Origin of the sequence: Gallibacter intestinalis, assembly GCF_014982745.1 — a bacterium.
In the GTDB taxonomy this organism is placed as follows: Bacteria; Bacillota; Clostridia; order Peptostreptococcales; family Anaerovoracaceae; genus Gallibacter; species Gallibacter intestinalis.
In genome coordinates this window covers 60,685-75,074 of the sequence record NZ_JADCKA010000008.1, presented here as the reverse complement: position 1 = coordinate 75,074, position 14,390 = coordinate 60,685, and the positions used below count along the sequence as shown (strand labels likewise).

Here is a 14,390-nt window from a genome sequence, read left to right as displayed (position 1 = left end):
TGTAACAACAAGATAAAAGTAATCAAGAGAGTATCTTATGGAGTCAGAAATTTTAAGAGATTCAGAGCAAGAATCATGCATTCATTAACATAAAGAAACTGACAGAGTGAATATACACTCTGCCAGCTTATGATCTCATTTTATGAGTTCTACCCCAACATTTGACATAGAACCAATAAATTTCACCTCAGTTAAATCTTTGCCTTTTTACTATCTGCGAGATTTCTTTCTACTGAAAATAAATATTGCCACAAGCATCAGGCTGCTTATTACAAGAGTTGCTGCAAGGAATTCTATATCAGCCGGATCTCCTGTCTGAGGATTGTCAGAATCCGCAGGTTTTTCAGGTTTCGAAGGTTTGTCGGAATCACCTGTGTTTCCTCCGTCTCCCGGAATAAAGTCAGGGTCTTCTGCTCCGCATACAGTACATTTTCCATCCTGATAATCATGAGGAATCATATCGACTTCTTCACCCTTCTCTATCACATCGCCGCATACGTTGCATACCTGATCTCCTGTATATCCCTTTTCTGTACATGTTGCATCTTTTGCACCGACAGTTTCCGGTTTATGGCCTGTAGCAACTATTGTGATTTCATCTTCAGGAATAACATCTGTTCCCTCTGCATTTCTATAGTACTCATTACATTCTTCGCAGTACCAGTATTCGATATTTCCGTCCTGGGTGCATGTTGCATCCTTTGCATCAACATGTATAAGCTCATGACTGTGTATTACAGTGCCGTTTTCGTCCTGTTCAAGCTGCGTTCCTTCAGGTATATACTGTTTTATGTCAGACTTATTATTATTGTAATCCACATATGTGCCTCCGGTTATTTCAAGACCGCCGATAGCATTATCAACATGTATTGTTTCTTTTGCACCGTTTCCACCTTTGAAGTAACCATCGTAAAAGTATGCTATTGCTTTCTCTTTATCTCCTCCGTCGTTGCTGTTTCCTATATAAGCGGCTGCTTTTGTAGCTGATGTAAATGTACCACCGTAGATCTCGGCTTTAACTTCTCCTGTTTCACCAGCAACATAAAGAGCATAGAACGCCGATGATCCGTTAGAATGTTTTGGACATGCCACTGTTTCAAACTCACCGCCATATATAGCTGCATATCCTGCAGATGACGAGAATGCACCCTGTACACCGGTTACCTTTCCGTTATAGAAGTACATTACAGGGTTGTATTCGTTGTTGGCATCTTTGTTGTTTCTAATTGTATATCCCCATGGACCACCACAAGCCGAACATGAACGTCCGTCAAAGGTTCCGTTATATACAAATGACTGCCCTTCGTTATATAGAGCTGTTGTAGCTCCGTTAAAGAGTCCATCCCTTATTGAAAGTGTCGCACCTCCTCTGTTTCTAACCGCAGCACCGTTAGCACTCAACGCTCCTGTGAAAGTCCCATTCTCAATTTCCATTACTCCATAGTTGTCCAGTGCTCCGAAACCGCCACTGGCTGAAGCTGACGCATCGATTATACCATCGCCTGTGACAGTCATCGTTCCTTTGTTCACTACAGGTCTTCCTTTGAAATCTGCAGTTACACTTATCTTATGGCCGTTCAGATTGAGAACAATTTCTTTTCCTTCTGCCAGCGTAGCTATATCATCTGTTCCCATCTTAATATCTTTTTCAAGAACGACTTCTGCAGGCTCATCTGTCTTTAAGCTGTCAAAAGCTTTCTGAAGTGATGAATAATAAACACCGTCAACACTTACGACATCTACAGCTTCACCTTCAATGCTGACAGGGGCAACTGTATTATCCTTTACAGCAAATGCTATCTGACCGCCAGATACAACTTCTGTTTCAGGAGATACCCAGTTCCATCCTTCTTCAAGTTCTATTGTTGAAAGGCTGCTGCCCTCTTTAGCTGTTTTTTCATCAAATACAGGCTTTGTAAATTCTTCAGTTCCTTCATTCTGTTCAAGGGCTCCCACTATGTTTCCATTGCTGTCATAAGCCATAACCTTGACCGCCGAAGCCACTCTTGAAGTATTTGAGTATTCTGCTGTTTCACCGAAAGTCATAACGGAATCTCTGAATTCACCGAGAGCGTAATATGTTCCGCTGTCAACTGTTATTGTTTTGAGACTTCCATTAACACCTGTTGTATCGTATTCACCCTGTTTTCCGTCGTAGAACTTCACCTTGCCGAGATCGGAATAGTACTCATCGACACCGTCCATAACATCTATTCTTTCTGATACGGCGTGTTTCATCGTTCCGTCTGATATTCCGTTTTTAAACACATTGCTGTATACTTCTGAAGTAACTACAAAGTGATCCACATTTCCTGCAGTATCGCTACCGCTTATTTTAAGATTGCCATCTTTGTTCATTCCGAAGGTATATCCTTCGAGATTTCCCAACAACTTCAGATTTTCATATCCTGTTGTTTTTGTCTTGAGATCCCCTTCAAGATTGCCGAAAATATCTTCTTTGTAACTAGCTCCGCATGCCACTTTAGGCTGACTTTTAGTTCCGTATATCTTGGCTTCTGTAAGATTCAGATTGCTTACAGTTATATTAGATGTTTTTTCTACACCTTTTATACCGAGAACATGATGAAATCCGTAATCCGAATCCTTAGCCATGGAACCGTTTCCAAAGAGAACTCCGAGCTCAGAGCCTGTATATGTGCCCTTTAGCGTGCAGTTTTCAAATGTGTAATCGCTGCCCTTTACCGGCTCATACCCTATCAGAAGTCCATGATATGTAGGGGAGTTGAACTGCATATCGAGAGTTATATTTCTCATTACAGTATCACCTACCGCATATACGAGCAGCGGAGCTTCGTTGTTATTGTTTGAAGTCGGTGCAACATTTCCTCCTGTTGCAGTCAGACCTTCATATACATGTTCTCCCGCTCTTTCCTGTTCCTCAACCATGTACTGAAATTTTTCCATGTTCCATGTGAAGTCGGAAAGCTCTCCTTCATAGTATGTCTTTATAAACGGACCGCTTTTGCTGTTTGTTATCACATGTCCGTTTCCATCAAGCTCTCCTCTGAAATCTGTGATTGTCTCTCCTCCTGAAGTGAGCTCAATATCATTTGCCAGCTCTGCATAGATATATTCCTCACTCTGGTCGAGAACGCTAAAATCCGCTTCATTTTTTATAATATACGGATTTTCCTTAGTTCCATCCCCCTGAACACCGGTGGCTGCGCTGGCGCTGACAAAAATGCCCGGCGCTACAAGCGACAAAACCAGTGCTACAGCAAGGATGCTGCTTAGAATTCTTTTCATAAACTCCCTCCTAGACTTATATAAAACTTATACTTTATTATGACTTACTCCACATATGTTTGTCAACATGAGTCAATATAAGTATCTTTATTGAAACTATGTCCATTTTTTTAGAAATATAAAAAGACACAGCATCCGCAAAATATGCAAAGCCGTGCCTTATAAACATTCATTCTCCCTACTTTTAAAGCAGCTCTTTTCTGGAAAGATTTATTCTGTCCTGACTGTCAATTTCTGTAACCTTAACCTTTACAATATCACCGACATTCATTACATCCTCGACCTTTTCCACTCTGCCCTTAGCCATCTTAGAGATGTGCAGCAGACCTTCCTTACCAGGAAGTATTTCAATGAAGGCTCCAAAATTCATGATTCTTGTAACCTTACCTTCGTAAACCTCACCGACTTCCACATCCTTAGTGAGAAGCTCAATTTCCTTTCTTGCCGCTTCTGCACCTTCCATATCTGTGGAAGCGATAAATACCTGACCTTCATCGTCTATATCGATCTTAACGCCTGTCTTTTCAACGATAGCGTTGATAGTTTTTCCACCAGGACCGATGATAATTCTAATCTTGTCAGGATCAACCTGCATAGTGATAATTCTCGGAGCATATGGTGAAAGTTCCTTTCTAGGTTCAGGAATTTCAGCCAGCATTTCCTGCATAATGTGCATTCTGCCGTCCTTAGCCTGCTTTAACGCATCCTGCAGTACCTTCTTGGAAAGGCCGTGCACCTTAATGTCCATCTGAATAGCAGTTACACCCTTAGCAGTTCCTGCAACCTTAAAGTCCATATCTCCCAGGAAGTCTTCCATACCCTGAATATCGGAAAGTATTGCCATTGTAGAAGAACCGTCTTCTTCAACTCTTTCCACAAGACCCATTGCTATACCTGCAACAGGAGCCTTAATAGGAACACCTGCATCCATCAGTGCCAGGCAGCTTCCGCATACGGACGCCTGAGAAGTTGAACCGTTGGAAGAAAGGATTTCCGATACCACTCTGATGGCGTAAGGGAATTCTTCAACGGAAGGAAGTACAGGCAGTATAGCTCTTTCAGCCAGTGCACCGTGTCCGATTTCTCTTCTTCCCGGACTTCTCATAGGTCTTGCTTCACCTACGGAATAAGGTGGGAAGTTATAGTGGTGCATGTATCTCTTTTCTGTCTGCTCAGTCAGACCGTCCAGTCTCTGTTCTTCTGAGATTGTTCCCAGTGTAGCAACTGACAAAGCCTGAGTCTGTCCTCTCTTAAACAGGCCGCTTCCGTGTGCTCTTGGAAGAATACCTGTGTCAATCCAGATAGGTCTGATTTCTGTGTATTTTCTGTTGTCAGGTCTGATGCCGTCATCTAGGATAAGGCTTCTTACCTGTTCCTTTGTTATGTTATAGAGAACGCTGGCGATGTCCTTTTCGCTTTCAGGATACTTTTCTGCGAAGTGTTCCTGTGTTTCCACTTCCACAGCATCCATGTTCTCAAGTCTTTCCATCTTTTCAACGGTATGAACCGCTTCTCTCATCTTGTCTTCGGCATATGCTCTTACATCGGTTTCGATTTCCTCAGGAACCTTGTAAAGCTCAACCTCCATTTTAGGCTTGCCGATTTCTGCTACGATGTCTTCTATGAAAGAAACAATTTCCTTGATTTCTTCATGAGCGAACATTATAGCGTCCAAAATTGTTTCTTCAGGCACTTCATTTGCACCGGCCTCAACCATCATGATGGCATCCTTAGTACCGGAAACAACCAGATGCAGGTCACTTTTTTCTCTCTGTTCAAGACCCGGATTGATGACAAACTCACCGTCTACCATTCCCACGAGAACGGAAGCTGTAGGGCCGTCCCAAGGAATGTCGGAAATTGACAGTGCAACAGATGAACCGATCATGGCAGCTATTTCAGACGGAGCGTCCAAATCAACTGACATTACTGTAGCTACAACCTGCACATCGTTATAAAATCCCTTTGGGAACAGAGGTCTTAAAGGTCTGTCCATAAGTCTGGAATTTAATATGGCCTTTTCGCTTGGTCTGCCTTCTCTCTTGATGAAGCCTCCCGGAATCTTACCGGCAGCATACATCTTTTCTTCATAGTCACAGCTCAGCGGGAAAAAGTCGATATCAGGTCTTGGCTGCTTAGAAGCTACCGCAGTTACATTTACAACGGTATCTCCGTATCTTACCATTACCTGACCGTTGGCCATTTCGCAAACCTTGCCTATTTCCAGTTCCAGGAGCTTGCCTCCTATCGCCGTTCTGTAGACTTTGTAATCTTCATACTTCATTTTAACAACTACCTCCTGTTAAAATCCTTTCACTTCTTGATAAATCTACAAATAAAAGCGAGGCGTTGTCACCTCGCTTATACTTTTCAAACTATTTTCTGAGTCCTAAACGAGAAACAAGACTTCTGTATCTTTCGATGTCCTGTTCCTTAACATAGTTGAGGAGATTTCTTCTTCTACCTACCATCTTGAGAAGACCTCTTCTGGAGTGATGGTCCTTTTTGTGAACCTTAAGATGTTCGTTAAGTTCGTTAATCTGGTAAGTAAGGATTGCTACCTGTACTTCAGGGGATCCTGTGTCGCCTTCCTTAAGAGCGTATTCCTTGATAATCTCCGCTTTCTTTTCCTTAGTAATCATTTTATTTCTCCTTTCATTTATACGCCTCATACCGGGTCATGCGTCAGAGACTCGCGTGACGCAGTATCAGGTAAATCTAATAACGATTAATGATACCACATACAGCAGATGTTTTCAACTGTATATTTCAAATCACGGTCTGCATCTGCCGCAAGGTTCATATCCCTGCTCTTCCAGCTTTGCTTTTGTGGTCGTAATTTCCTTTTTATTTTTTGCTTTTATATCCTCCACTCCGCCGCATGATGGTTTGTGAAACTTATGAGAATTTGTATTTAACACATATTTTTGTTCTTTATTTGCATCCTTACTGTCCGATGACCCAGCATCACCAGCGCCCTCTCCGCTTCTGTGGCTATCGCCTGTGGCATAATCTATGGTAATACCCGGCTGATCGTTATAGCAAAATACATTAAAGCATACGCCTCTGCCATCATCCTCCACGGAATACGCCTCCATCTGAACGCCTATGGCAACCATATCATCGTCCTCAAAGATTGGTGTTACCCGGTACAGCACATGATTTCCAGTATCGTCCACATAATCTGCCACCTCATCTTCAAAGGGCAGCATTCCTTCCACATTCATATATCTTGTACCGGTTATGAGGTTTTCTTCATTGGCATTTTCACCGGTCAGCTGAAAGCCTATAAGGTGGCATCTGTTATATAAATATCTGTCTGATATCAAATCATCATATCTTACAGTATGCCAGCCTGTTGGCTTTACACTACCTATACTGCCTCTGTCTTCAGTTGGCATGGTTTCCTGGCTGACATTGGCAAAGGCAACACCGCATCTTCCATATCTGTCAAGGTCGCTGTATTCTTCAAAGGATTCTGTTGTTTCCTTTTCACTTTCCGTAAACTCCGGTTCGTTATCGTTTATTACAACGTAAGGTTCGTCGGAAAATTCCGGTACCTGTTCAACGGTTTCCGAAACTCTGGCCTGAGTCTGACTGTCTATCTGAGACAAATCGCAGGAGCTTACCCCAAGCACCATTACAGCGGCTATAACAAAGGCTGCTGCCGATTTAAAATACCTTTTAAATATCATATCCTTTTTCATTTATCTTCCTTATTATTTTTATCTTCCTTATATACTTTCTCTTATCAGGAAAGTCACATCCTCTAATATAGCACTATTTTGCCGAAAAACAAAGAGCGGATTTGAAAAATCCGCTCCGTTGCATAAATGCGTATATAGTAGTTTATTTTGAAAATCAATTTTCGGTTTCGAGGTATCTTCCCAGGAATTCTCTTGTTCTTTCTTCTGTTGGGTTATTAAAGATTCTGTCAGGAGTTCCTTCTTCGACTATGACGCCCTTATCCATGAATACAACTCTTGAGCTTACATCCTTTGCAAACTGCATTTCGTGGGTAACAACTATCATTGTCATACCTTCTGCTGCAAGTTCTTTCATTACATCCAAGATGCCTCCTACCATTTCCGGGTCAAGGGCTGATGTCGGTTCGTCAAAGAGCAGCACCTTAGGGTCCATACACAGAGCTCTTGCTATGGCAACTCTCTGCTTCTGTCCACCGGAAAGCTGTGTGCTTCCCGCATGGGCAAATTCCTTCATACCTACCTTATCAAGGAAGTCAAGGGCGATTTTTTCCGCTTCCTTTTTATCTCTCTTTAGCACTTTTATCTGACCTATTGTGCAGTTTTCAAGCACTGTCTTGTTGTCAAAGAGATTGAAGCTCTGGAAAACCATTCCCACATGGGCTCTATGCTGGTTTACATCGATTTCCCCCTTGAGAATGTTCTTTCCTTCCATTAGAATTTCTCCGCCGTCAGGAATCTCCAAAAGGTTGATACATCTGAGCAGCGTACTCTTACCGCTTCCGCTGGCTCCAATAAGTGTTATAACCTCACCTTTATCAACATGAAAGTCAATGCTCTTTAAAACTTCCAAATTGTCAAAGCTCTTTTTAAGATTTTTAATTTCTATCATACTCATGCCGCTTCACCTGCTTTCACGATGTTGTTTTTCTTAGGCGCATTCATACGCTTTTCTATGTACATCAGCACTCTGCTTGTGATAAATGTCAGACACAGATAGATGAGCGCGATGATAAAGAATGTTTCAGTGTACTTGAACAGTGAACCTGCTGCAGAGTTACCCTGGAAGAACAGGTCTGCAACCATGATTACACTCAGCATTGAAGAGTCCTTAATGTTGATTACAAACTCGTTTATTACAGCCGGGAATGCGTTTCTCAAGGCCTGAGGAAGCACGATCGAAAACATTGTCTGTACATTTGTCATACCGATACTTCTCGCACCTTCAATCTGACCTCTGTCCACAGACTGTATACCGGATCTGATGATCTCCGCCATGTACGCACCTGTGTTTACTGAAATGATACATACACCGGCTACCATTGGACTCCATCCCAGGTACGGCTTTAAACCGTAGAAAAGGAATACTGCCTGTACCATCATCGGTGTGCCTCTGAAAAATTCGATATACACCGAAAGTATGAATCCCATTATTCTCTTAAGAGCTTTTACAAGTCCGCTGTCTCTCGGTTCAGGCTTGATAGCTTTGAGAGCACCTACAACAAGTCCTATAAAAAGTCCAAGTATTGTACCGCTCAGGGCCAGTAACATTGTCACCTGCACGCCGTCCCAAAACAGCGGATAATATTGAAGAAAAATTTCTTTTACAGTTTCAAAGAATCCCATTTAAATTTACACCTCTGATTTCTTTTATACGCTAGCTGGCTGACGCTGAGTTACTTCGAGCATCAGATCCTGTCTTGTCTGTTCGTCAATGTTGTCCAGTGCTTCCTGAATCTTTTTGAAGAGATCTCCGTCCCTTGATCCTTCAGGAAGAGCGATGGATACGCTTGTGTCAGCTTCAAATCCGTGACCTTCGTCAAAGTGAACGATTGCCAGGTCAGGGTTTGCTTCAACCGCACCTGTTGCTACAGGAAGCTCAGCTGTTATACCGTCTACTACATTCTGCTGAAGAGCGTTAATCATTTCAGGATAGCTCTTAAGCGGTGTAACGTGGTTTACACCAGGAATCTGATCGATAACTTCATCGTAAGTTGTGCTTATCTGACCAACTACATTCTTACCGCTGAAGTCTTCCAGAGTTGTAGCATTTGCCAGAGCATCATCAGCTCTTACTATCATTACCATTTCTGATTCATAGTAAGGAGTTGTGAAGTCTGCGCCCTGTTCTCTTTCTTCGTCTGCTGTCATACCAGCGATAATCATGTCGATTTCACCGGATTCGAGAGCAGGCTGCAGGCCGTCCCATGCGATTTTCTTTATCTGAAGGTCCATACCGAGTTCTTCTGCAATCATTTTTGCGATCTGTACATCATAACCATCTGCATAACCACTTGCATTTTCAATAGGCATTGTAGTGTCGCTTTCTTCAGTCACTGTCCAGTTAAATGGAGCGTAGTTGCATTCCATTCCGACAACCAGTGTTGTCTTTTCCTCTGAAGAGCTGTCTGAACCGCCGCAGGCAGTCATCGTCACACATATCATCAGAGCAAGACATGCTGCTAATACTTTTCTAATCATTTTACCTTCTCCTCTCTTAACCTGATAATAAAACAAAAGCCATGCTATTAAAAACATGGCTTAAAGATCAAATAAAAATCTCACAGTTTTTAATAGCGCCTCTTCTACGCGTAAACGCAAAGAAGGAGTTCCACGGGTATTTCCTCGTGATCCCAGGGACTTTTTCCGCCGATCCGGTCCCTTCGGCGATGGTTACCTTTCCTTTCCTTCACTGTCTGCCGACTCCAGAAAGTACTCTGATGCACCGCAACCTCTATTCTTCTGTCTTATTAAATTTTTAACTTGTGTTTAATGATACGACTGTTTTTTTGTATTGTCAACACCCAATTTATAAATTAGTCATAAAAACTTAGATCATTTTATCTGTTTTTTGTAATCAGTTAACAATTTTGTAGTAAAGCTTTGATGTAAGAGTATATACTGCAGCATAAAAAATCGCAAATACAGCCAATGCTAACAGTGTAACTTTTACATAAAGCCATATGTTCATCATTCCAAAGCCCTCTAGCATACGACCAATCAATGGAAAGGCTGCTGCCACATGAGCACATGCTACTATAAGTGGCAAGAAAAATACCGTCATGACCTGGGATCTGATAGAACGCTTTATTTCCCTTTTATCCAATCCAACATTTTGCATTATTCTGTATCTATTTCTGTCATCATATCCCTCCGATATTTGTTTGTAATAGATTATCAATACCATTGTCATCAGAAAGAGTATACTCAAGAAGATTCCCACAAACATCAATCCCGCGTACATACCTACAATAGCCTCTTCACTAACATTGCGGAAATTACAGTTTACCCAATAGGATTCCTCTTCTGAAAGATTATTGTTAATATTATCTATAATTCTTTCTCCCTGCTCTTTTGTAACATTAGCATTACAAACATAGTTCCATTCATCATTAAGAAGTCCTTCTCCGTGATTTTCAACATTGTTCTTAATCTTATCCATCACCTGTTGATTTTTTACAATCACAAATTGCGAAGGATAGATACTTCCCTTTTCTGGCACGGTTTTAAGATTTTGATTATCAATTTTTATAACTTGATAGGAATTCTCGTTAATGCTGATACTATCTCCTTTATAATCTTTTTCAGGAGCGCTCACCATTACTTGATTATCCGATAAAAGATTTATGTCGGTTCCCATGATCCGATTATAATCATCACATGTTAAAAAATACAAAGTTCGCATATTGCTGTCGACTACATTGTTGTCGCCATAGGTGTAAAATGTATTTCCTTTTTGCTCAGCGTCCACTTCCAAACTTCTATACTTTAATACATTTTCTGTCTTTATATCATTGATTTTTAGCTGATTTTCGAGATTATCAAAGAGCATTTCCGCCTTTGCCTGCGGCAACCGTGCTGTCACCTGCACATCATTAGGATACAGTCTGTCGACAGTCTCATTTACTCCCACCCACAGGGTACATGTGGAAGCTAGCATAATAAGAATCATGGTAGATATTATGCATATATTAGCAAGACCTACACCATTTTGCTTCATCCTGTATATCATACCCGACACACTAATAAAGTGAGAGGATTTATAATAATATTTTTTGTTTTTCTTAAGAAGCTTAAGTATCGCAATACTTCCTGCCACAAACAGCATATATGTACCGACAATAACAAGTACAACTGCTATAAGAAATGTCGACATGGCAGTTACAATATTATCCGTTGTCAGAGATATGTAATACCCAATACCTACACAGATTATTCCAAGTAATGCCAAAATCCACTTCGCCTTAGGCTCTCTTTCACCGATGTTTCCGCCCTTAAGAAGTTCAATAGGATTATTGAAGTGCACCTGTCTTATTGAATTTAAGAAAATTAGGATAAATATAGCAGCCAACAAAAGTACTGTCTTGACTAATCCTTCCACTGAAACATAAAATCCCATAGAAGCCTTTGCACCTATGATTTTTGCCACTATCAAGAACATAAGCTTATCTAAAAGCATACCTATAACAAGCCCTAATATAATGCTGATTAAAAAGACTATAAGAATTTCTCCTGCAATCACTCTGGAAATATGTTTTTTTTCCATACCCAGAACATTGTATATTCCTATTTCCTTCTTTCTTCTTTTAAAAAGAAAACTAAATGTATAAAACAAAAAGATAAAAGCGAAAAGGCCTGTTACCCATGTACCCAGTCCTAAGAGACTTTTTAAAGCAGAGCCTCCAAGTGTATTTTCTAAATCAGGATTACCAGACAGGGAGACTATTATATAAAACATAGCTGCCGTAAACACGCTTGTAAAAATGAATGGGATATATGTCTGTTTATTCAATTTTAAGTTAGACAAAGACATCCTCATAAAAAAGTGTCGGTTATTCATCTCTATCACCGCCTGTCGCTAGCAGAGTTAAAATCTGTGAGATTTTTTGATACATTTCCTCGTAAGTATTTTCACCCCTGTAAATCTGATGAAATACCCTTCCATCCTTAATAAACATCACTCTTTTTGCACTGCAAGCAGCTTTTGTAGAATGTGTCACCATCAGTATCGTCTGTCCCTGATTATTTATTTTATTGAATAGGCGTAAAAGTTCATCGGCACTGCGGCTATCTAAAGCTCCCGTTGGCTCATCGGCAAGAATCAGCTTAGGATCTGTTATAACTGCTCTAGCAACAGCTGCTCTTTGCTTCTGACCTCCTGATACTTCATATGGAAATTTATCCAGAATATCATTTATTCCAAGCATTTTAGCCAATGGCTCCAACTTTTTCTGCATATAATCCAGTTTTTTCCCTGAAAGCACCAATGGTAGATAAATATTATCTCTGATTGAAAAGGTATCAAGGAGATTAAAATCCTGAAATACAAATCCGAGATTTTGCCTTCTAAAAGCTGAAATTTCACTTTCAGACAACATTGCTATATTTTTTCCCTCAAGGCGAACCTCTCCTGATGTTGGTTTATCCAATGAAGCCAGTATATTGAGAAGAGTCGTCTTACCTGAACCGGATTCTCCCATTACTGCAACAAATTCACCTTCATCAACATTGAATGTAACATTATCTAAAGCTTTAACTTTATTAGAGCCAAAATGAGTTACATAAACCTTTTTAAGATTGTTTACTTCAAGCATACTCATCGTTCTTTCCTCCTAATATTCACACATATACCTTAAACTGTCATATACATACTACCAGTGAAACAAATTCATGCGCCATAGATTTGTCTTACAAAAAACAACCATACCTTACATTGCTGTAAGATATGGTCGATTTTATTCTACTTTAAGCTCTGTCGAATTTAAGTCTATATGCACTTTAGTGCCTACATTTTCTTTAGATTCAATCCAAATATAATGGCCAAGCTCAGTTAAAACTCTTTTACACAGATAGAGGCCTATGCCCGTTGACCATCTTCCGCTTCTACCGTTAGCTCCCGTAAAGCCTCTTTCAAATATCCTAGGCATATCCTCTCTGGCTATCCCTGTACCGTGATCTTCAACCGTAAGTATTCCATTTTCAGAATATATTTCTACACTGCCATTTCTGCTGTATTTTACAGCATTTGAAATTACTTGTTCTAAAGCAAATCCAAGCCACTTTTCATCTGTTAATACATAAATATCCAAGTTCTTCATGGAAACACTTAAGTTTTTTTGAATGAATAAAGGTGCATATGTTTTTACTGTGTCTTTTACCACCTTTTCAAGATTGCATTGCTTTATAACATAATCACTAGTTTCACTACCAACTCGAATAAAGGACAATGCCATGTCAGCATATTTTTCAATTTTAAAAAGCTCCGCAGAAAGCATATCCCTTTCAGCTCCACTGTCTATCAATACTTTCATGGCTGATATGGGAGTTTTTATTTGATGTACCCACATTGTATAAAATTCATTAGCCTCAGTTATCCTACTATCGCTTTCAGAAAACTTTTCCCTGGCTTCGGCAATTGTATTATTTACAAGTGTTTGATATTCCTTTTCTACGCTATTACCTTCCTTAGGAAGCATATTATCTTTAAAAAACGGTGTCATTGCAATGTTTTTTAAAACTTTTATCCTCTTTCTTTTTGATATAAAATCAAGTATTACAAACACAATTCCTACAGCAATCCAGAGAACAAATACATATATAACTATTGCCGGTTCGACACCACGAAGATAAAAAATTACTCCGGCTATAATAGTACATATTAGGATATATACAATAGCAGTGATTCGGTCCTTCAAATATCTCATGACAGAATGTACCCCTCTCCTTTTTTAGTTTTTACAGCATCGGATACACCTATCTCATCCAACTTTTTTCTCAGTCTGTTAATGTTCACGGACAGAGTATTTTCATCTATAAACTCGTCGCTTTCCCACAGTGCCTTCATTATTTCACTTCTGGTTACCACATTGCCGCTGTTTTCCATAAGAATCGTAAGTATACGGCATTCGTTTTTAGTCAGTTCCACTTCCCCACTGTCACTTTTTACTACATGCTCACCAATATCTAAAATCATATTTCCGTGCTTTAATATATAACTGCTTCCAACAAAATCATAAGTGCGTCTTAAAACCGCCTTTACCTTTGCTATAAGCACAGAAAAATCAAAAGGCTTACTGATAAAGTCATCTGCTCCAGCTGAAAGAGCCATAACAATATTCATATTTTCCGAAGCTGATGAAAGGAATATAATTGGCACTTTTGAAAGCTTTCTTATAGCTTCACACCAATAATATCCATCAAAATTAGGAAGAGATATATCCATAATCACCAATTGAGGATTATATTTCATAAACTCATCATCTACATTAGAGAAGTTTTTTACGCACTCAGCATCAAAATTCCACTTTCCAAACTGCTCTTTAAGAGTCTTAGCGATTATCTCATCATCTTCAACAATAAGTATCCTATATCTGTAATTCTGACCTCTAGTATCTATTATGCCCTTCATATTTTCCCTCT

The 14,390-nt window shown here is 40.0% G+C and carries 12 protein-coding genes and 1 riboswitch; of the genes, 1 reads left to right on the top strand and 11 read right to left on the bottom strand.

Translation table 11 applies throughout. From position 1 onward, the window contains the following. The coding region (locus INF20_RS08005; protein ID WP_318959509.1) for a transposase at nt 1-93 on the top strand (93 nt) is incomplete at its 5' end. A 117-nt stretch (nt 94-210) separates the two neighbouring features. On the opposite strand, the gene INF20_RS05630 is transcribed toward INF20_RS08005, so the two are convergent. The 11 genes from INF20_RS05630 to INF20_RS05580 form a co-directional block, all read right to left on the bottom strand. Continuing rightward, nucleotides 211-3,267: a hypothetical protein gene (locus INF20_RS05630; protein ID WP_226385401.1), complete on the bottom strand. Its 3,057-nt coding sequence runs from the start codon at nt 3,265-3,267 to the stop codon at nt 211-213. 184 nt (nt 3,268-3,451) lie between these two features. Further along, nucleotides 3,452-5,551 (bottom strand): polyribonucleotide nucleotidyltransferase, encoded by a 2,100-nt coding sequence (gene pnp / locus INF20_RS05625; RefSeq protein ID WP_226385400.1) that lies wholly within the window; start codon nt 5,549-5,551, stop codon nt 3,452-3,454. Nucleotides 5,552-5,642: 91 nt separating this feature from the next. Further along, the gene (rpsO, locus tag INF20_RS05620; protein ID WP_449757710.1) at nt 5,643-5,906 is read right to left on the bottom strand and encodes a 30S ribosomal protein S15; all 264 of its coding nucleotides are present in this window, start codon (nt 5,904-5,906) and stop codon (nt 5,643-5,645) included. Between the two features lie 135 nt (nt 5,907-6,041). Further along, nucleotides 6,042-6,974 (bottom strand): DNA/RNA non-specific endonuclease, encoded by a 933-nt coding sequence (locus INF20_RS05615; protein WP_226385398.1) that lies wholly within the window; start codon nt 6,972-6,974, stop codon nt 6,042-6,044. A gap of 154 nt (nt 6,975-7,128) precedes the next feature. After that, nucleotides 7,129-7,869 (bottom strand): amino acid ABC transporter ATP-binding protein, encoded by a 741-nt coding sequence (locus INF20_RS05610; RefSeq protein WP_318959508.1) that lies wholly within the window; start codon nt 7,867-7,869, stop codon nt 7,129-7,131. Then, a complete protein-coding gene (locus tag INF20_RS05605; protein WP_226385397.1) occupies nt 7,866-8,597 on the bottom strand; it encodes an amino acid ABC transporter permease in 732 nt (243 codons plus the stop codon). Before INF20_RS05605 ends, INF20_RS05610 begins: the two co-directional genes overlap by 4 nt. 24 nt (nt 8,598-8,621) lie before the next feature. Beyond that, on the bottom strand, nt 8,622-9,452 hold the full coding sequence (locus INF20_RS05600; protein WP_226385396.1) for a transporter substrate-binding domain-containing protein: 831 nt from the start codon (nt 9,450-9,452) through the stop codon (nt 8,622-8,624). A gap of 85 nt (nt 9,453-9,537) precedes the next feature. Continuing rightward, a riboswitch (Lysine riboswitch) is annotated at nt 9,538-9,716 on the bottom strand. Between the two features lie 112 nt (nt 9,717-9,828). Next, the gene (locus tag INF20_RS05595) at nt 9,829-11,778 is read right to left on the bottom strand and encodes an FtsX-like permease family protein (RefSeq protein WP_226385395.1); all 1,950 of its coding nucleotides are present in this window, start codon (nt 11,776-11,778) and stop codon (nt 9,829-9,831) included. Nucleotides 11,779-11,803: 25 nt separating this feature from the next. After that, nucleotides 11,804-12,571 (bottom strand): ABC transporter ATP-binding protein, encoded by a 768-nt coding sequence (locus INF20_RS05590; RefSeq protein ID WP_226385394.1) that lies wholly within the window; start codon nt 12,569-12,571, stop codon nt 11,804-11,806. A gap of 135 nt (nt 12,572-12,706) precedes the next feature. Then, nucleotides 12,707-13,675, bottom strand: a complete 969-nt coding sequence (locus INF20_RS05585; protein WP_226385393.1) for a sensor histidine kinase — start codon at nt 13,673-13,675, stop codon at nt 12,707-12,709. Continuing rightward, entirely contained in the window at nt 13,672-14,379 is a 708-nt protein-coding gene (locus tag INF20_RS05580) for a response regulator transcription factor (RefSeq protein WP_226385392.1), read from the bottom strand. Before INF20_RS05580 ends, INF20_RS05585 begins: the two co-directional genes overlap by 4 nt. Nucleotides 14,380-14,390 lie beyond the last annotated feature (11 nt).